General features: G+C 67.5%; 18 protein-coding genes. 10 read left to right on the top strand and 8 right to left on the bottom strand.

Going from position 1 to position 17,068, the window contains the following annotated elements; translation table 11 throughout:
- The first annotated feature begins 57 nt into the window (after window positions 1–57).
- The gene (locus ABZ909_RS09180) at window positions 58–1,308 is read left to right on the top strand and encodes a primosomal protein (protein WP_356997229.1); all 1,251 of its coding nucleotides are present in this window, start codon (window positions 58–60) and stop codon (window positions 1,306–1,308) included.
- A gap of 59 nt (window positions 1,309–1,367) precedes the next feature.
- On the opposite strand, the gene ABZ909_RS09175 is transcribed toward ABZ909_RS09180, so the two are convergent.
- The 4 genes from ABZ909_RS09175 to ABZ909_RS09160 all read right to left on the bottom strand — a co-directional run bounded on the left by ABZ909_RS09175 (window position 1,368) and on the right by ABZ909_RS09160 (window position 4,748).
- Window positions 1,368–2,459, bottom strand: a complete 1,092-nt coding sequence (locus ABZ909_RS09175; RefSeq protein ID WP_356997227.1) for an adenosine deaminase — start codon at window positions 2,457–2,459, stop codon at window positions 1,368–1,370.
- Between the two features lie 130 nt (window positions 2,460–2,589).
- Window positions 2,590–2,943, bottom strand: a complete 354-nt coding sequence (locus tag ABZ909_RS09170) for an excalibur calcium-binding domain-containing protein (protein WP_356997225.1) — start codon at window positions 2,941–2,943, stop codon at window positions 2,590–2,592.
- 19 nt (window positions 2,944–2,962) lie between these two features.
- Window positions 2,963–4,249 (bottom strand): thymidine phosphorylase, encoded by a 1,287-nt coding sequence (locus ABZ909_RS09165; RefSeq protein ID WP_356997324.1) that lies wholly within the window; start codon window positions 4,247–4,249, stop codon window positions 2,963–2,965.
- A gap of 97 nt (window positions 4,250–4,346) precedes the next feature.
- Entirely contained in the window at window positions 4,347–4,748 is a 402-nt protein-coding gene (locus tag ABZ909_RS09160; RefSeq protein WP_356997223.1) for a cytidine deaminase, read from the bottom strand.
- Window positions 4,749–5,049: 301 nt separating this feature from the next.
- Here ABZ909_RS09160 and sdhC point away from each other — a divergent pair, with 301 nt between their 5' ends.
- The 5 genes from sdhC (at window position 5,050) to ABZ909_RS09135 (ending at window position 9,115) form a co-directional block, all read left to right on the top strand.
- Window positions 5,050–5,442, top strand: a complete 393-nt coding sequence (gene sdhC, locus ABZ909_RS09155) for a succinate dehydrogenase, cytochrome b556 subunit (RefSeq protein ID WP_356997222.1) — start codon at window positions 5,050–5,052, stop codon at window positions 5,440–5,442.
- Window positions 5,443–5,450: 8 nt separating this feature from the next.
- On the top strand, window positions 5,451–5,882 hold the full coding sequence (locus tag ABZ909_RS09150; RefSeq protein ID WP_354830186.1) for a succinate dehydrogenase hydrophobic membrane anchor subunit: 432 nt from the start codon (window positions 5,451–5,453) through the stop codon (window positions 5,880–5,882).
- A 15-nt stretch (window positions 5,883–5,897) separates the two neighbouring features.
- Window positions 5,898–7,667 carry a succinate dehydrogenase flavoprotein subunit gene (sdhA, locus tag ABZ909_RS09145; protein ID WP_356997221.1) on the top strand — a complete coding sequence of 590 codons (1,770 nt, stop codon included), beginning with the start codon at window positions 5,898–5,900 and terminating at the stop codon, window positions 7,665–7,667.
- A complete protein-coding gene (locus tag ABZ909_RS09140) occupies window positions 7,667–8,434 on the top strand; it encodes a succinate dehydrogenase iron-sulfur subunit (RefSeq protein WP_356997219.1) in 768 nt (255 codons plus the stop codon). Before sdhA ends, ABZ909_RS09140 begins: the two co-directional genes overlap by 1 nt.
- A gap of 192 nt (window positions 8,435–8,626) precedes the next feature.
- A complete protein-coding gene (locus tag ABZ909_RS09135; RefSeq protein ID WP_356997217.1) occupies window positions 8,627–9,115 on the top strand; it encodes a hypothetical protein in 489 nt (162 codons plus the stop codon).
- 109 nt (window positions 9,116–9,224) lie between these two features.
- Here the strand turns inward: ABZ909_RS09135 and ABZ909_RS09130 are convergent, their stop codons facing one another.
- Entirely contained in the window at window positions 9,225–9,848 is a 624-nt protein-coding gene (locus ABZ909_RS09130; protein ID WP_356997215.1) for a PadR family transcriptional regulator, read from the bottom strand.
- 127 nt (window positions 9,849–9,975) lie between these two features.
- Here ABZ909_RS09130 and ABZ909_RS09125 point away from each other — a divergent pair, with 127 nt between their 5' ends.
- Both ABZ909_RS09125 and ABZ909_RS09120 read left to right on the top strand, forming a co-directional pair.
- Window positions 9,976–10,446, top strand: coding sequence for a hypothetical protein (locus ABZ909_RS09125; RefSeq protein ID WP_356997213.1), 471 nt, complete (start codon window positions 9,976–9,978; stop codon window positions 10,444–10,446).
- A 205-nt stretch (window positions 10,447–10,651) separates the two neighbouring features.
- The gene (locus tag ABZ909_RS09120; RefSeq protein ID WP_356997211.1) at window positions 10,652–11,542 is read left to right on the top strand and encodes a phenylalanine 4-monooxygenase; all 891 of its coding nucleotides are present in this window, start codon (window positions 10,652–10,654) and stop codon (window positions 11,540–11,542) included.
- Between the two features lie 16 nt (window positions 11,543–11,558).
- Here ABZ909_RS09120 and ABZ909_RS09115 read toward each other — a convergent pair whose 3' ends face one another.
- Both ABZ909_RS09115 and ABZ909_RS09110 read right to left on the bottom strand, forming a co-directional pair.
- Window positions 11,559–12,176, bottom strand: coding sequence for a TetR family transcriptional regulator (locus ABZ909_RS09115; RefSeq protein ID WP_356997210.1), 618 nt, complete (start codon window positions 12,174–12,176; stop codon window positions 11,559–11,561).
- Window positions 12,166–13,680, bottom strand: coding sequence for an MFS transporter (locus ABZ909_RS09110; protein ID WP_356997208.1), 1,515 nt, complete (start codon window positions 13,678–13,680; stop codon window positions 12,166–12,168). The genes ABZ909_RS09115 and ABZ909_RS09110 overlap by 11 nt, the downstream gene beginning before the upstream one ends.
- 240 nt (window positions 13,681–13,920) lie before the next feature.
- On the opposite strand from ABZ909_RS09110, the gene ABZ909_RS09105 reads away from it, so the two are divergent.
- Both ABZ909_RS09105 and ABZ909_RS09100 read left to right on the top strand, forming a co-directional pair.
- On the top strand, window positions 13,921–14,592 hold the full coding sequence (locus ABZ909_RS09105; RefSeq protein ID WP_356997206.1) for a SnoaL-like polyketide cyclase: 672 nt from the start codon (window positions 13,921–13,923) through the stop codon (window positions 14,590–14,592).
- A gap of 84 nt (window positions 14,593–14,676) precedes the next feature.
- Window positions 14,677–16,017, top strand: coding sequence for a serine hydrolase (locus tag ABZ909_RS09100; protein WP_356997205.1), 1,341 nt, complete (start codon window positions 14,677–14,679; stop codon window positions 16,015–16,017).
- Window positions 16,018–16,021: 4 nt separating this feature from the next.
- Here ABZ909_RS09100 and yhjD read toward each other — a convergent pair whose 3' ends face one another.
- On the bottom strand, window positions 16,022–17,035 hold the full coding sequence (gene yhjD / locus ABZ909_RS09095) for an inner membrane protein YhjD (RefSeq protein ID WP_356997203.1): 1,014 nt from the start codon (window positions 17,033–17,035) through the stop codon (window positions 16,022–16,024).
- Between the last annotated feature and the right edge of the window lie 33 nt (window positions 17,036–17,068).

Genomic DNA, 17,068 nt, shown 5'->3' with positions numbered 1-17,068 from the left:
AATGTTGGGGGGCGGCCCGGATAGTGCCTGACGCGGCGACTGGATAGGCTTCCGGTCATGGCTTCTGGAGACATCGTCCCGATCGCGCTCGGCCTGACCAAAGGCGATCTTGTCACCCTCTGGGCACCCCGCTGGCGAGACGGTGACGATGAGTGGCAGGCGTTCCTCGGTCACGAGGAAGACCTGTACGGATTCGAGTCCGTCGCGGAGCTGGCCGCGTTCATTCGCACCAACTCCGACAACGATCTGGTGGATCATCCGGCCTGGAAGATCATCGCCGGATTGTCGGCGGCCGAACTGGAGCCGGAGGAGCAGTACGTCTTCGATCTGGTCGGCGTGCCCGAGCTGGCCGCCGACGACCCGGACCCGGAGGTGGTCTCCGAGCTCGAGGAGACCCTCGAGATGGTCCGCAATATCGGCGACGTGTGCGAACTCGACACCGTCACCAAGTTCTTCGGCTCGCACCCGGTGCTGGGCGCGCTGGCCGGTGGCGTGGGCGCCTTCACCGGGCGCGAGGGTGAGGAACTGTGGGACCAGGTCGGCGCGGCCATCGCCAAGGATTGGGAAGCGGTCATCGACGCCATCGACTCGGTGGTGACGATCCCGGAGGTGGACGCCGACGCGGTCTCGGTCGCCGAGGCGGAACTGCTTGCGGCGCAGGAGAACATCGTCGACGCCGAGGACGCGGCTGAGAGCGATGACGACGAGATCGAGGCCGTTGACCTGGACGAAGACGAGGAGGACGAGGAGGACGAGGAACTCTCGTTCTGGCACGAAGTCGGCATCGACCCGGTCAAGATCGTCACCTCCGACGGCACCGTCTTCACCCTGCGCTGCTATGTCGACGACGAGCCCATCTTCCTGGGCAAGAACGGCAGCATCACGGTCTTCGGTTCCGAGCGCGCCCTGGCCCGCTACCTGGCCGACGACCACGACCATGATCTGGCCCGGGTGAGCACCTACGGCGAGGTACAGACCGCCGCCGTGGACGGCTCCCTCGATGTCGAGGTCGACGAGGAGAACGTCTACGTCCTGCCCGGCCTGTCCGAGGATCTGGCGGCCGGCCCCACGTCCGTGGACACCGACCAGCTCGACCTGGCCGTCGAATTGTTCACCGACGCAGCCGATTACGCCGAGGACGACTCGGTCGAATCGGCCCTGGCCGTGTCCACCCCGCTCGGCTGGTACGTCTCCTACCTGCTCAACCCCGACCCGACCCGGATGGCCCCCAACCCGCCGTTCGCGGCGGAAGCGGATGCCTGGAAGGTCTTGGAGTCGGCCTTCGAGGGTCGCCTGCAAAAGGGCTGACCCGGGACAACATTCGGGCCGCACCTCCGGGTGCGGCCCGAATTGCTTTGCCGGACAATCTATCCCAGTAACACCGCGTAACCCGGCTTGATCACCTCGTCGATCAGGCGCAGGCGGTCCGGGAACGGGATGAACGCCGACTTCATGGCATTGATGGTGAAGCGTTCCAGATCGCTCCAGCCGTAGCCGAAGGTCTCCGACAGTTTGAGCATCTCCTTGCTCATGGTCGTGTCGCTCATCAATCGGTTGTCGGTATTGACCGTCACGCGGAAGCGCAGGCGGGCCAGCAGATCGAAGGGGTGCTTGTCGAGCGAGGGCACCGCGCCGGTCTGCACATTGGACGACGGGCACAGTTCGAGCGGGATTCGCATGTCCCGCACATAGTTCGCGACCACGCCGAGTCTGGGGCCGTCGGCCGAATCGGTGATGTCGTCGGTGATGCGCACGCCGTGGCCGAGGCGCTCGCAGCCGCAGAACGCCACGGCCTCGTGAATGGACGGCAGCCCGAAGGCCTCGCCCGCGTGAATCGTGAAGTGCGCCAGGTTGGCCCGCATGTAGTCGAAGGCGTCCAGGTGGCGGCTGGGCGGATAGCCCGCCTCAGCGCCCGCGATATCGAACCCGCCGACGCCGCGGTCGCGCCAGCGCACGGTGAGCTCGGCGATCTCGCGGGAGCGGGCCGCGTGCCGCATGGCGGTGAGCAGGCAGACCATCCGGATCGGGGTGCCGGCGGCTTCCGCGAGCGCCTCGCCCTCCCGGAAGCCGGCGATGGTGTGCTCGACCACCTCGTCGAGGGTGAGCCCGGCCTCGAGGTGCTGCTCGGGCGCGAACCGCACCTCGGCGTAGACGACACCGTCGGCGGCGAGGTCCTCGGCGCATTCGCGGGCCACCCGGCGCAGGCCCTCGGGGGTCTGCATGACGGCGACGGTGTGCGCGAAGGTCTCCAGATAGCGCTCGAGCGAGCCGCTGTCGGCCGCGTCCCGGAACCAGTCCGCCAGCGTGGCGGCATCGCCTGCCGGTAACTGGTCATAGCCGCAGGCGAGAGCCAGCTCCAGCACGGTCGCGGGTCGCAGCCCGCCATCGAGGTGATCGTGCAGGACCGCCTTCGGAGCCTGGCGGATCGAAGCGAGAGTGAGGGGCATCGGTCCAGTCATGTAGCAACGTTAGCCGCATTCCCGTTCGGCAGCAGGGCGGTTGATCGGACTCACCCCACAGTTCGGCATGTCGTTGCCGTCACGTTGCTGACCAGTAGGAATCCTTCACCTACCGGGCACCGGCGAGCACCTAGCGGGAGCAGGCGACGCCGGTCCCGTCCGGATCGAGCAGCACCGAATACCCGGGCTGGCCCTGGTAGATCGGGCCCCCGCCCTGCGCCCACACCTGTTCACAGTTGGTATAGACGGGCGACGGTTTGGCCTTCTTCTCGGTCGAGGGCGGCGTGACATCGCCGCGCGAGAGCGAATTCGGCCGATGGTCTCCGGACGGATCGGACGGAATATCCTCCCCGGGCGAGGCCTGCGCGACCGGCGCCGGCGACCACGCGGCGGGCAGCACCGCGCCCAGCGGCGCGACGATGCCGAACACGCCCAGCGCGGCAGCGGCCGCGGCCCTGCCTCGGAAATCGGTTCTGTACTTCACAATCCCAGGCTAGGCCGGGTCAGGTGGTGATGCGGCCCAGGATCAGCGGCTGCTGCTCCACCGGATCGGTCTCGGAGATCGTGTACGCGCTCTTCAGGATCTCGAGCGCGACCGGGAACGCCTCCGGAGTATCGGTGTGCAGGGTCAGCAGCGGCTGCCCCGGAACAATGGAATCGCCTGGCTTGGCATGCATTTCGATACCCGCCCCGGCCTGCACCGGGTCGCCCTGCCGCGCCCGGCCCGCACCCAGCCGCCACGCGGCCAGCCCGACATCGAGGGCGTCGAGGCGGGTCAACGTGCCCCCGGCGGCGGCGCGCAGGGTTTCGGTGTGGCGGGCCTGCGGCAGCGGCGCGTCCGGGTCGCCGCCCTGGGCGCGCACCATGGCGCGCCAGTGGTCCATGGCGCGGCCGTCGGCGAGGGCGTCGGCCGGGTCGATATCGGTGATCCCGGCCTGCGCCAGCATCTCCCGGGCCAGGGCGAGGGTGAGGTCGACGACATCGGCGGGGCCGCCGCCCGCCAGCACGTCCAGGGATTCGCAGACCTCCAGGGCGTTTCCGGCGGTGTGGCCGAGCGGGGTGTCCATGGCGGTGAGCAGCGCCACCGTCCGCACGCCCGCGTCGGTGCCGAGTTCGACCATGGCGGTGGCGAGTTCGCGCGCCTGGTCCAGCTGTTTCAGGAAGGCCCCGCGCCCGACCTTCACGTCCAGCACCAGCGCCCCGGTGCCCTCGGCGATCTTCTTGCTCATGATGGAGCTGGCGATCAGGGGGATGGATTCCACGGTCCCGGTCACGTCACGCAGCGCGTAGAGCCGTTTGTCGGCGGGCGCGAGGTCGGCCCCGGCGGCGCACACCACGGCCCCGACGGCGGGATCCGACAGCAGTTTCCGCATGCGGTCCACCGGAATGTCGGCCTGCCAGCCGGGAATGGCCTCCAGCTTGTCGAGAGTGCCTCCGGTGTGTCCCAATCCGCGCCCGGAGAGCTGGGGCACGGCGGCCCCGCACGCCGCGACCAGCGGCGACAGCGGCAGCGTGATCTTGTCACCCACCCCGCCGGTGGAGTGTTTGTCGACGGTCGGGCGGCCCAGATCGGTGAAGTCCAAACGCTTCCCGGTGTCGATCATGGCCCGGGTCCAGCGCGCGGTCTCGCGCCGCGTCATGCCGCGCCACACGATGGCCATGGCCAGCGCCGACATCTGCTCGTCGGCCACCTCTCCGCGCGTGAACGCGTCCACCACCCAATCGATCTGCGCGTCGCTGAGTTCGCCGCCGTCGCGCTTGGCCCGAATCACGTCCACCGCCGAGTGCACACTCACACCCTCCACCCTGGCATGCGCCCGGCCCGATATGCACGGATTCCCGCTCGCGCCACGGCGATCAGCGGTTATAGCCGTCGAGCACCGCGGGTCAGAGTTGCCCCGCGGCAAGGTCGCCGGGGCCGAAGGAGTCCGGCAGCAAGGTGTTCAGGGTGACGGGGCCGCCGTGGTGATCGACGAGCAACTCGCCGCCGCCGTGTTCGAGCAGGATCTGCCGGCAGCGTCCGCAGGGCATGAGCACGGCGCCGCGGGAGTCACAGACCGAGACCGCCCGGAGTCGCCCGCCTCCGGTCGAAATCAAGTTACCGACCAGTACACATTCGGCACAGAGGCCCAAACCGTATGAGATATTTTCCACATTGCAGCCGCTCACCACGCGATCGTCGGCGGTGAGAGCCGCGGCCCCGACGGGGAATCGAGAGTAAGGGGCATAAGCCTCTTGCATGACTTCAAAAGCCTTGGTGCGCAGGGATTTCCAGTCAATATCCGACATTTCGGACCATCCTCCCATGGACGTGGCGACACCCGCGTGATAGGCGTTCTGCCTGGTCGCGAAAATCAGGAAAGGCAAACCTAACTCACAACAATTTGGTCCAACGAGCGGCACGCCGAATTAGTTCCCCCTCAAAGCTGGGTTTAGAGTTCACGACAGATCGGTTCAGGTACCCGAAGCGGGCCTGCAGCACTGCCACCGGACGTGTGATTCCGCTCGTGAGCAGGTGGTTTCGACAGTCCGAAGGCTCCGCGCCGGATTCTGACCGGGTCCATCAACGACGTTGGAGGCACCGCACTCTATGACCACGCTAGAAGCTCCGGCCAAGCCGAAGCGGACCCTGTACCGAGGCGACCCCGGCATGTGGTCCTGGGCTCTGCACCGCATCACCGGCGTGACGATCTTCTTCTTCCTGTTCGTCCACGTCCTCGATACCGCGTTGGTGCGAGTCAGCCCGGACACCTACGACCACGCGATCGAGACCTACAAGAACCCCGTCGTCGCCCTGATGGAGATGGCCCTCGTTGTCTGCGTGCTGTTCCACGCGTTCAACGGCGTCCGCGTCATCCTGATCGACTTCTGGTCGCAGGGCCCGCGTTATCAGCGGCAGATGCTCTGGGTCGTGCTCGCGATCTGGATCGTCGTCGCCGGCGCCGGTGTCGGCCGCCAGTTCTTCTACCTGCTGACGAATTGAGAGCCGATATGACCGCACCCGTTCTCGGCAAGTCCTACGACCGCCCCGCCTCCCTCGACGCTCCGCGCGCCCCCCGTCGCGTCGGCGGCAACAACTTCGAGAAGTACGCCTGGCTGTTCATGCGTGCCTCCGGCCTGCTGCTGGTCGTGCTGGTCATCGGCCACATGACGATCATGCTGATGCTCGACGGCGGTGTGCACCGCCTGAACTTCGCGTTCGTGGCCGGCCGCTGGGCCTCGCCGTTCTGGCAGATCTGGGACCTCACCATGCTGTGGCTGGCCCAGCTGCACGGCGGCAACGGCCTGCGCACCGTCATCGACGACTACGCGCGCAAGGACTCCACCCGCTTCTGGCTGAAGACGCTGCTGGTCGTGTCCATGATCCTGGTCATGGTCACCGGCACCTACGTGATCTTCACCTTCGACCCCAACATCAGTTAGGAACAGGCCACCTCGATGAGTGAATCCCGACCGATTCAGGAGCACCGCTACGACGTCGTGATCGTCGGTGCCGGTGGCGCTGGAATGCGTGCGGCGATCGAGGCCGGTCCTCGGGTACGCACCGCCGTGCTGACCAAGCTCTACCCGACCCGCTCGCACACCGGTGCGGCGCAGGGCGGTATGTGCGCCGCGCTCGCGAATGTCGAAGAGGACAACTGGGAGTGGCACACCTTCGACACCGTCAAGGGTGGTGACTACCTGGTCGACCAGGACGCCGCGGAGATCATGGCCAAGGAGGCCATCGACGCCGTGCTCGACCTGGAGAAGATGGGCCTGCCGTTCAACCGCACGCCCGAGGGCAAGATCGACCAGCGTCGCTTCGGCGGTCACACCCGTGACCACGGCAAGGCCCCGGTGCGCCGCGCGTGCTACGCCGCGGACCGCACGGGCCACATGATCCTGCAGACGCTGTACCAGAACTGCGTCAAGCACGACGTGCAGTTCTTCAACGAGTTCTACGTGCTGGACCTGATCCTCACCGACACCGACCGCGGCCCCGTCGCCACCGGTGTGGTCGCCTACGAGCTGGCCACCGGTGAGCTGCACGTGTTCCACGCCAAGGCGATCATCTTCGCCACCGGTGGTTCGGGTCGCATGTACAAGACCACCTCCAATGCCCACACCCTCACCGGTGACGGCATGGCGATCGTGTTCCGCAAGGGACTTCCGCTGGAGGACATGGAGTTCCATCAGTTCCACCCGACAGGCCTCGCGGGCCTGGGCATCCTGATCTCGGAGGCCGTGCGCGGTGAGGGCGGCATTCTCCGCAATGCCTCCGGTGAGCGGTTCATGGAGCGCTACGCGCCGACCATCAAGGACCTGGCGCCGCGTGACATCGTCGCGCGCTCCATGGTGCTCGAGGTCCGCGAGGGCCGCGGCGCCGGTCCGAACAAGGACTACGTGCTCATCGACGTGACCCACCTCGGTGAGGACGTGCTCGAGGAGAAGCTCCCCGACATCACCGAGTTCGCCCGCACCTACCTGGGTGTGGACCCGGTCAAGGAGCCGGTGCCGGTCATGCCGACCTGTCACTACGTGATGGGTGGCATCCCGACCCGCATCCGCGGCGAGGTGCTGCGCAACAACACCGACATCGTGCCGGGCCTGTACGCCGCCGGTGAGTGCGCCTGTGTCTCCGTGCACGGCGCCAACCGTCTGGGCACCAACTCGCTGCTGGACATCAACGTGTTCGGCCGGCGCGCGGGCATCGCCGCCGCCGAGTACGCCCAGCGCGCCGAGTTCGTGGACATGCCGGAGAACCCGGCGCAGATGGTGCAGGACTGGCTGGCCGGTCTGCTCGGCGATCACGGCAACGAGCGCGTCGCCGACATCCGCACCGAGCTGCAGAACTCCATGGACGACAAGGCCGGTGTGTACCGCACCGAGGAGAGCCTCAAGTCCATGCTCGAGGAGATCCAGGTCTTCAAGGAGCGCTACTCGCGGATCACCGTGCAGGACAAGGGCCGTCGCTACAACAGCGATCTGCTCGAGGCCGTCGAGCTGGGCTTCCTGCTGGAGCTGGCCGAGGTGACCGTGGCGGGTGCGGTGAACCGCAAGGAGTCCCGCGGCGGCCACGCACGCGAGGACTACCCGGACCGCGACGACGTCAACTTCATGCGGCACACCATGGCCTACAAGACCAGCCCGGAGCTCATCTCCGACATCCGCCTGGACTACAAGCCGGTGGTGCAGACCCGCTACGAGCCGATGGAGCGTAAGTACTGATGACTGCTGTCGCTGAAACGCCGCAGAAGCCGGCTCCGGTGCCGGACGGGTCGACCATGATCACGGTCAAGATCGCCCGCTTCAACCCGGAGGACGGGAAGGGCCAGCACTGGGACGAATTCAAGGTTCCGGTGCTGCCGACCGACCGGTTCCTGAACGTGCTGATCTACATCAAGTCCTACCTGGACGGCACGCTCACCTTCCGCCGCTCCTGCGCGCACGGCGTGTGTGGCTCGGATGCCATGCGCATCAACGGCGTCAACCGCCTGGCGTGCAAGATCCTCATGAAGGACATGCTGCCCAAGGGCGGCAAGGAGCTGACGGTCACCGTCGAGCCGATCCGCGGCCTGCCCGTGGAGAAGGACCTCGTGGTGGACATGGAGCCGTTCTTCGACGCCTTCAAGGCCGTCAAGCCGTACCTGATCACTCGTGGCAACGAGCCGACATTCGAGCGCATCCAGTCCCAGCACGACCGCGCCCGCTTCGACGACACCACCAAGTGCATCCTGTGCGCCTGCTGCACCACCTCCTGCCCCGTGTACTGGAGCGACGGCAGCTACTTCGGCCCGGCCGCGATCGTGAACGCGCACCGCTTCATCTTCGACAGCCGTGACGAGGGCGCCCGCGAGCGCCTCGACATCCTCAACGATGTCGAGGGTGTCTGGCGCTGCCGCACCACCTTCAACTGCACCGACGCCTGCCCCCGTGGCATCGAGGTCACGAAGGCGATTCAGGAGGTCAAGCGCGCCCTCCTGTTCACGCGGTGAGGATTACCCACTCCCGGGCCCCTCAGGGCTGAAAGCCCCCGGGGCGAATCTCGAAGGCCGCCCGCATCTTCGGATGCGGGCGGCCTTTCCTGTGAGACGAAGGACACGGGAACCGGGGCGGCGGGTTCGGGCGTTCCCACTTCGAAGGCACCAAGCCCGGTCGCTGCCGGGCGCGCACGTAGAGGAAAGTCTGTGATCTGCTTCTTCGACCCGGCTCACGGCCCGGCCGCCATGCAAGTGACGTGGCAGCCGCAGTGGGGGGTAGCCCGTACCGTCGAGGTCTGCCAATTCTGTGCGCAGCGTATTCAGACCACGCAGCCGCCGTTCTATCAGCCGATGCAGCAGGGTTATCCGCAGCCGGGGTATCCGGCGCAGCCCGGGTATCCGCCGCCCGGTTACCCCGCGCAGCCGGGATATCCGCCGCAACCCGGGTATCCGCCCCAGCCGGGATACGCCCCGCAGCCGGGGTACGCTCCCCCGCCGCCGCGCCCGGGCCATAGCACCGGCGCCGTGATCGGGGCGGGTGCGGCCGGTCTGGTGGGCGGCATGCTGATCGGCGAGATGATGTCCGACGATGACGAGCGCGACGAAGAGCGCGCCTACGAACGCGGATTCGACGACGCCGGCCGTGGCGACTACAACGGCGACGACTACAACAACGACGACGACGGCTTCTTCTGACCCGTCGCCATTGCTGACCGAAATATCAAGGCCGCCTGCATCTTCCAGATGCGGGCGGCCTTGTTCTACTGCGGGCCGACGCCTTTCGCTGCGGTACCGCGCTCCTCGCCTACACCGTGGTCTGATCCTGGAAGCGCGCCAGGGATTCCCACGACCAGGTCAGACTGCCGTCGGCGAGGTCGGCGAGAACGCCGTCCAGCCAATGCGATTCGGCGGCGATGAGGGCGCGCTGGTATTCGTCCTCGAGCATGGTGATGCGCGGCAGCCCGAACTGCCCGGCCTGCGCCATGCCCGCGTCGATCGCCTCGAGGTCGGCGCGCCGGGCGGCGGCCCGCTTCTCGAGTTCGGCGCGCGCGGCGGCGGGGGTGAGCAGCATCAGAAACGACAGTGCCGCAGGGAATTCCGGGAATTCGTTGCGCGGCGTGCTGACCATCTCGTTGATCCAGGCGATGCATGAGGTCCGGCCCGCGTCGGTGATCTCGTAGACGGTGCGCTCCGGGTATTGCTGATCGCGCCCCGTCTCGCGCACGGCCACCAGTCCGGCCTCCTGCAGGCGAGCGATCGTCTTGTAGAGCTGCGCGCGCTGCCCCACGTTCACGACCTTGTCCTTGCCCCACTCCTTGATGCGGCGCTGGATGGCGTAGGGGTGCATCGGCTCCAGATGCAGGATGCCGAGCACCGCCATGGCCAGGGGCGAGCGCTTGAACTGCGTGGCCTGCGTCGATGCTGTCATGCCACCCATCTTACTAGGTGCCCAAAAACTAGTTTCTAAGAACTAGTTGCGTAGTAACTAGTTCATGTGTCACTATTGAAGAGCAGGCGAACCCGACCAGCACCACCACCTCCGAGAGGACAGGGCCATGAACGCCAACGACACCACCAACACCGTCAAGATCCACACCGACCACGCCACCACCAAGCACCTGGGCGACTGGACCCACTCCTCCTCGTTCGAGGTGAAGGCCCGCTACGGCAGCGTCGTCATCGACCTGCGCTCGCCCTGGATCGAGGGCGAGCAGGAGATCGTGGTGCACGCCGACCTCGACCACGCCATGGTCAAGCTGCTGGTCCCCGAGGACGCGGTCATCGACCAGACCGAGCTGGCCTGGACCGGTCGCGGCCGGGTCAAGGACATGGCCCGCCCGCAGGACGCCGCCGGCCGCGTCATCCGGCTCATCGGTTCCAGCACCAAGAGCGAGTTCCGCATCCACCGTGGCGGCATCGCGGTGCTTTCCGCCCTGTTCAGCCGCGAGTTCTTCGAGGACGCCAAGCAGGCGCACCGCGAGGGCCGCACCCCGACCCTGCTCGACCCGGCCAACGCGCCGCGCTGATCACCGCCTCTCCGCCGGGCCCGGCTGCAAACGGGCCCGGCGGGAGACCGGACATTCGTCGCCGCGTTCGATACGGGTACGAATGCCTACCTGACAGCGGCTCGCCGCTCGTCGTTTGCCGACACCGAGACCGCCCAGCTGGTCAATCTGACCAGCTGGGCGGCTTTTCGTTGTCTAGATCACATACCGGTGCTTGCATCGAAGTATGTTCAGCGAGGCTCAGTTGTACTCGCCGGTCACGAAGGGGGCCGACGGCGATGTGACAGTGCACTTGAGCGACGAGCATCCGGGTGTGCACGACCCCGTGTACCGGGCCCGTCGCAATGCGATCGCCGCCATGGCGCTGGAGTACCACCCCGGGGCCCGGGTGCCGCACATCGACTACACCGCGGAGGAGCAGCAGGTCTGGCGGATCGTCTCCGCCGAACTGGCGCGCAAGCGGGAGCGCTACGCGTGCGCGGAGGTGATCGCGGCCGCCGAGCGCCTCGGGCTGCCATCGGACCACATTCCGCAACTCGACGAGGTGACCGCGAAGCTGGTGCCGCTCACCGGATTCCGGTACGCGCCCGCGGCCGGACTGGTGCCGCTGCGGGAGTTCTTCGGATCGTTCGCCGACCGGATCTTCCACTCCACCCAGTACATTCGCCACCACTCCGCGCCGCTCTACACGCCGGAGCCGGACGCCGTGCACGAAATCCTCGGGCACGCCAATCAATTGGCCAGCCCGCGCTTCGCGGCCGTGTACGAGACAGTCGGCGCGGCGGTGGCCCGGCTGGAGACCGAGCGGGCGCTGAAGTTCCTGGCCGACGTGTTCTGGTTCTCGATGGAGTTCGGGGTGCTGCGCGAGCACGGCGAAGTGCGTTGCTACGGTGCGGGATTGCTGTCATCGTTCGGGGAGATCGAGGAGTTCCGTCAGGCCGAGCTGCGACCGCTGGACATTCATGCCATGGGGACCATCGCCTACGACATCACCCACTACCAGCCGATTCTGTACTGCGCCGAATCCGTCGGCGAGATCGAGGATGTGGTCGGCGGGTTCTTCGAGACCATGACCGATGAAACGGTGGCGCGGCTGGTCAGCGTGAAGCAGGTCTGAGGCGAGCACGCCTCGGCTACAACGGCATCCCGGCTTCGAGGAACTCGATGACCCGAACAATTTGTTCCGGGCTGAAGGTCTCGCGGTCGATGAAGCTCAGCATCGCACCGCTCAGCGCTCCGGCGAAGATGCGTACTTCGAAATCGCCGGGTGACCGCCCGGTTCTGCGCGCGACCAATTCGGCGATCAGGTCGTTGCTGCGCTCCAGTTCCCGCGCGACCGCACCCCGCAATTCCGGCACCGAGGACAACAGCTCCACTCGCTGCCGCTCGAACTCCTGCTCCTCGGGGCTGAGGGCGGCGAACGACTCCGCGGTGGCCTGCCGGAAGGCCGCGAGAACCGACAGGTTCGCGGGTTGGGACTCGAATGCCTCGATCATGAACGGGTCCAGATCGTCGGCCATCGCCACTTGTTCCTTGGACGGGAAGTAGCGGAAGAACGTGCTGGGCGAAATGTCGGCGGCCGCGGCGATCTGCTCGACCGTGGTCTCGGTGTAGCCCTGTTCCCGGAACAGCCGGAACGCCTCCATACGAATGGTGCGGCGGGTGCGTTCCTTCTTGCGTTCGCGCAGACCGCCTCCGGCCGCGGTCTTCACCGGGGCCGGAGGCGTCGCGGAGGCAGTCTCAGCCGACATGGACCGATTGTCCCGCATCGAGATCGGTGGTCACGACCGGAGCCTTGCCGCGGATCACGAAGGCGGCCAGCACCGCCGCGACCGCGCAGGTGGCGGTGCATACCCAGAGCATGGCGCTCATGCCGTCGATGAACGCGCTCTGCACGTGGGTCAGCAGGGCTGGGTCGCCGAGCTTGCGGGCCACACCGACACCGGCGTTCACGCCGTCGGAGATGGGCCCGCGGTCCAGTTCGCCCAGGCCGGAGCGGTATTGGGTGGAGAGCACGGTGCCGAGGATGGCGACGCCAATGGTGCCGCCCGCCTGCCGGAGCGCCTGCAGCAGCGCCGATCCGGAGCCCGCCCGCTCGGGGGTGAGGGCGTTCATGGCGAGGCCCATGGCCGAGGGCAGGACGAATCCCATTCCGATGCCGAGCAGGACGAGCGATCCGGCCACGAATCCGTAGCCACTGTCCACGGTGATCATGGCCCCCATGCCGATGCCCGCCGCGAGCAGGATGAATCCGGCCACTACCGCCGCGCGCACCCCGAATTTCGGCAGCAGCTTGTCGACGAGCCGGGTGCCGACGAGGAGTCCGGCGATGAGCGGCAGCAGCCGCACACCGCTGCCCAGGGTGTCCGCGCCGAGTACTGCCTGGAAGTACTGCGGCATGGTGAAGAAGAGGCCGAACATCGCGAAATTGGCCAGCACCATGAACACCGTGCCCCAGCGGAATCCGGACTCGCCGAACAGACCGAGGTCGACCAGCGGGTGGACGGTGCGGCGCTGCCAGAGCACGAACACTCCGCCCAGCACCAGGCCTGCGGCAATGGCGGTCCAGGCCACGGCGTCGCCCCAGCCTTCCTGGCCACAGCGGATGAAACCGTAAGTGACGCCGAGCATTCCGGCCGCGGACAGCAGCGCGCCGGGCAGATCGATGCGGAAGATGCTCTCGCTCTTGGATTCCGGCACCAGCAGGGCCACGGCGATCGCGCCGACGATCACCAGGGGCACATTGATCAGGAAGGCCGAGCCCCACCAGTAGTGCTGCAGCAGCCAGCCGCCCACGATCGGGCCGAGCGGCAGGCCGATGGCAGTGGAGGTGACCCAGATGGTGAGGGCCCGCTGCCGCTCCTGCTGCTCCGGGAAGAGGGCGGGCAGTACCGCCATGGACAGTGGAATCATGACCGCGGCCGCGAGCCCGAGCACCACACGGGCCGCCACGAGCTGGCCGGAGGAGGTGGCGAAGGCGCACGCCACCGAGGCCACGCCGAACAGCAGCAGCGCGGCGAGCAGGAACTTCTTCCGTCCGTAGCGATCGCCGAGGGCTCCCGCCGGGAGCATGAAGGCGGCCAGGGCCAGCGTGTACGCGCTGCTGAACCACTGCAGTGCGGCGATATCGGCGTGCAGGTCGACCGCGAGGGTGGGCAAGGCGACGGTGAGCACGGTGACATCGAGGCCGATGGTCAGCATGGCGACCGCCAGGGCTCCCAGCGCCAGCCAGCGGCGCACTCCCTGAGCTTTCATGACAGCTCCAATCATTTGGGATCTTCTCGATAATGAGAGAGTCTCTCATTTAGTAGAGCCTGTCAATTCTTGTCGTGTCATGAGTCGGGGCGGGCCGGGATGGGGTGCATCACCATTCCGCTATCTGGTACTGGAGTCCCAAATACTTGTCGCGACATGAAGTCCCCGTGCTGTTACCGTCATGCGGTCCGTTTCTGAGATCGTCGACCCCCCAATGGGTCTGGACACGTGAGGCACGAAATGACCGACCAAGCAACCGAATCCGTCGAGACCCCGCTGCACCTGCAGGGCCGTGACGCCGTCATCGCCGCTGCGGCGCCGGAGGATTGGCGCGAGAGCGCGCCCGACTACCACCTGAGCAAGGAAGTCATCCCGGTCGAGCGCACCACCCAGCACGCGCCGGATTCACTGGAGCACATCGTCGAAGAGCTGGTGAAGGTCTTCGAGATGGAGGTCTCGCACAAGAAGGACCCGGCCACCTGGGTCTCGCTGGTGGCCGAGCACTACCGCGGCCGCGTCAACGGCGGAAACTGGCAGGACGCAGAGGAATTCGCGAGCATCGGGTCCTACAACATCCTGATCGGCGAGAACCCCTTCTACGACGCCGCGGGCGAGACCTTCGAGACCTCGCACAAGATCTTCCACACCGCGTTCCCGGGCGGCTTCTTCTGGGAGGTGCTCGAGGTGCTGTCGGGCCCGCCGACCGTCACCTTCAAGTGGCGCCACTGGGGTCGCTACGAGGGCGAGTACAAGGGCCACCAGCCCACCGGCGAGCTCATCGAGATGACCGGCGTCACCATCGCCAAGGTCTCCGAGGACCTGCGCATCCTCGAGCTCGAGCACTTCTACGACAACAACAAGCTGCTCGGCCCCCTGGCCCACGGCTGCCCGGTCACCCACACCGCGAACTAGCCCGCTTCCCCGGCCGACACGGTCGCGACCTCAGCGCGCGACATCGCGCGCCGAGGGGACCTGTCGGCTATAGAGTCGGGCCCGATGAGTATCCGCAGGTATTCGCGCCGAACCGCGCGCCCGGCCGCTGGTCGCAGGCGCGCCACCCTTGTCGCCGTCGCGGCCTTGGCGGCCGGTCTCACCGCGTTCGCCGGGGTCGCCTTCGGGCCGCTATCGGGCGCGGCACAGGCCCAACCGTCCACCACGACAACGCCGTTCACCACGCCCGATACCGACAGCTGCCCGAACAAGGCGGCCCCGCCGCCGCCCATCGACACCTCCGAGGCGCCCGAGCCGGGGCAGACGGCGCCGGCGGCGCTGCCGATTCCGGATCCGCCGATCGGGGGCAAGCAGCTGAGCGGGTGCGGCGTGATCCTGCCGTCGGGGGCGGGCCCGCTGCCGGAAGGGATCTCGGCCACCGCCTGGGAGGTGGCGGATCTGGATACCGGGCGGGTGATCGCGGCCAAGGACCCGCACGGGCGCTACCGGCCCGCCTCCACCATCAAGGTACTGCTGGCGTCGGTGGCGATCCCGGCGCTGGACCTGGACAAGACGGTGATCGGCACCCAGGACGACGGCAATGCCGACGGCACCCGGGTCGGCATCGGACCGGGTGGGCACTACACCAACAAGCAGCTGTTCCAGGCGCTGATCATGGCATCGGGCAATGATGCGGCGCATGCCATATCGACGCAGCTGGGCGGGGACGACGCCACCGTCGCCACGATGAACGCGCTGGCGAAGCAGTTGCAGGCGTTGGACACCCGGGCCGCCACGCCCTCGGGGCTGGACGGGCCGGGCATGAGCATCTCGGCCTACGACCTGGCGCTGCTGTTCCGGCACGCGATGACGCTGCCACTGTTCGCGGAACTGATCCACACCGAACAGGTGGACTTCCCCGGCTACCCGGCAGACCCGAAAAACCCTGACGACAAGGATCATCCGGGCTTCCCGATCGCCAATGACAACCACCTGCTCTACGAGTACGACGGCGCGATCGGCGGTAAGACCGGCTACACCGACGACGCCCGGCAGACCTTCGTCGCGGCCGCGCAGCGCAATGGCCACCGCTATGTGGTGACACTGCTCAAAGCGGACGTGCGGCCCTTCCGGCCGTGGGAGCAGGCGGCCAGACTGCTCGACTACGCCTTCGCGCTGCCGGCCGGCGCGGCCGTGGGCAGCATGCCCGACGGCAGCTCCGGGGGTGCGAATCCCTCGGTGGCGCTGGCGAGTCCGCCCGCCCGGACCGATGCCGATCTCGCCCCGGCCGCGATTTCCGGTTCGAGTTCCGACCATAGCGATCTGCGGATCGCCCTGATGGCCGGCGGCGTGATCCTGGTCCCGGTGCTGTTGTTGAGCGCGCGCCGGATGAGCCGCCGCCGCTGAGCGGTCAGCGGCGGCGGAGTGTCGAGAGCAGTGTCGCCGCAAGGGCTCCCGCGCCGAACCAGGCCGCACCCGCTCCGGTGGAGAATCCGCCCGCGGTCATCCGGGGGCGGATGATCGCCGGGGCGGGTGGCGGGATCTCGGCGGGCACGTCGCTGTCCGAGGCCGTTGCGGCCCAGGCGGTGGCGAAGAGGATGATCCGCGCGGTGAAGTAGCTGAAGACCATCAGGCCGATGATCGGCCCGAAGACCACCCCGGCCGGGCCGTTGACCACCGATCGCAGAATGACCGAGGCCAGCTGCTTGAACGCCTCGAAGACGACCGCCGCGATCATGGCCGCGCGGGCGGCGCTGCGGAAGGTGACGGGGTGCAGCGGCAGGCGGGCGATGATCCAGACGAACACCGCCCAGTTCGCCACCACCGCCAGCCCCAGCGACGCCACAGTGAGCAGGATCTTCGCCCAGGCCGACTCGTGCACATGCATGCGGTCGAGCAGGCGGGTGAGCAGGCCGCCGGAGGCCAGCACGGACAGGCCGATGGAGACGAGGATGGCGAGGAACAGCCCGATCAGCGCCAGCAGGTCGGAGACCTTGGCGAAGAACCAGCTTCGCTTTTTAGTGGGCTGATCCCACTGCTCGGTGAGCGCTGCCCGCAGGTTGCCGATCCAGCCCAGCCCGGCGTAGGCGCCGGTCACCAGACCGATGGAGCCGACGCCGGTCCGCGATTCCACGGCCCGGTGGATCAGGTCGTTGATCTGGCTGCCCGCGTCGCCGGGAATGTTCTCGACGATCTTGTTCTGAATATCGGTGAGCCACTGCGGATTCCGCGACAGCACGAAGCCGGCCACTGCGAAACCCACCATCAGCAGCGGAAACAGCGAGAGCACCGTGAAATAGGTGATGCCCGCGGCGTAGTAGTCACCGCGCTGACGCTGATAGCGCCCGCCCGCGCGGACCAGGTGATCCAGCCAGGGACGGTGCTCGATCTGCCGCGCGATCCACGCCTTCACGTTCCCGAACACACCGCCACCTCCGCACACCGGACGCGCGGCGGC

Origin of the sequence: Nocardia sp. NPDC046763 (assembly GCF_040645495.1) — a bacterium.
Taxonomy (GTDB): domain Bacteria; phylum Actinomycetota; class Actinomycetes; order Mycobacteriales; family Mycobacteriaceae; genus Nocardia.
Note: the sequence above shows the minus strand (reverse complement) of the source record. Positions and strands in the feature narration are given on the sequence as shown.

Excerpts from the sequence above, each read along its gene's own strand:
- ABZ909_RS09180 (WP_356997229.1), top strand. The coding sequence starts at position 58 with ATGGCTTCTGGAGACATCGTCCCGATCGCGCTCGGCCTGACCAAAGGC.
- ABZ909_RS09175 (WP_356997227.1), bottom strand. The coding sequence starts at position 2,459 with ATGACTGGACCGATGCCCCTCACTCTCGCTTCGATCCGCCAGGCTCCG.
- ABZ909_RS09160 (WP_356997223.1), bottom strand. The coding sequence starts at position 4,748 with ATGTCGGATATTGACTGGAAATCCCTGCGCACCAAGGCTTTTGAAGTC.
- sdhC (WP_356997222.1), top strand. The coding sequence starts at position 5,050 with ATGACCACGCTAGAAGCTCCGGCCAAGCCGAAGCGGACCCTGTACCGA.
- ABZ909_RS09150 (WP_354830186.1), top strand. The coding sequence starts at position 5,451 with ATGACCGCACCCGTTCTCGGCAAGTCCTACGACCGCCCCGCCTCCCTC.
- sdhA (WP_356997221.1), top strand. The coding sequence starts at position 5,898 with ATGAGTGAATCCCGACCGATTCAGGAGCACCGCTACGACGTCGTGATC.
- ABZ909_RS09140 (WP_356997219.1), top strand. The coding sequence starts at position 7,667 with ATGACTGCTGTCGCTGAAACGCCGCAGAAGCCGGCTCCGGTGCCGGAC.
- ABZ909_RS09130 (WP_356997215.1), bottom strand. The coding sequence starts at position 9,848 with ATGACAGCATCGACGCAGGCCACGCAGTTCAAGCGCTCGCCCCTGGCC.
- ABZ909_RS09125 (WP_356997213.1), top strand. The coding sequence starts at position 9,976 with ATGAACGCCAACGACACCACCAACACCGTCAAGATCCACACCGACCAC.
- ABZ909_RS09120 (WP_356997211.1), top strand. The coding sequence starts at position 10,652 with ATGTTCAGCGAGGCTCAGTTGTACTCGCCGGTCACGAAGGGGGCCGAC.
- ABZ909_RS09115 (WP_356997210.1), bottom strand. The coding sequence starts at position 12,176 with ATGTCGGCTGAGACTGCCTCCGCGACGCCTCCGGCCCCGGTGAAGACC.
- ABZ909_RS09110 (WP_356997208.1), bottom strand. The coding sequence starts at position 13,680 with ATGAAAGCTCAGGGAGTGCGCCGCTGGCTGGCGCTGGGAGCCCTGGCG.
- ABZ909_RS09105 (WP_356997206.1), top strand. The coding sequence starts at position 13,921 with ATGACCGACCAAGCAACCGAATCCGTCGAGACCCCGCTGCACCTGCAG.
- ABZ909_RS09100 (WP_356997205.1), top strand. The coding sequence starts at position 14,677 with ATGAGTATCCGCAGGTATTCGCGCCGAACCGCGCGCCCGGCCGCTGGT.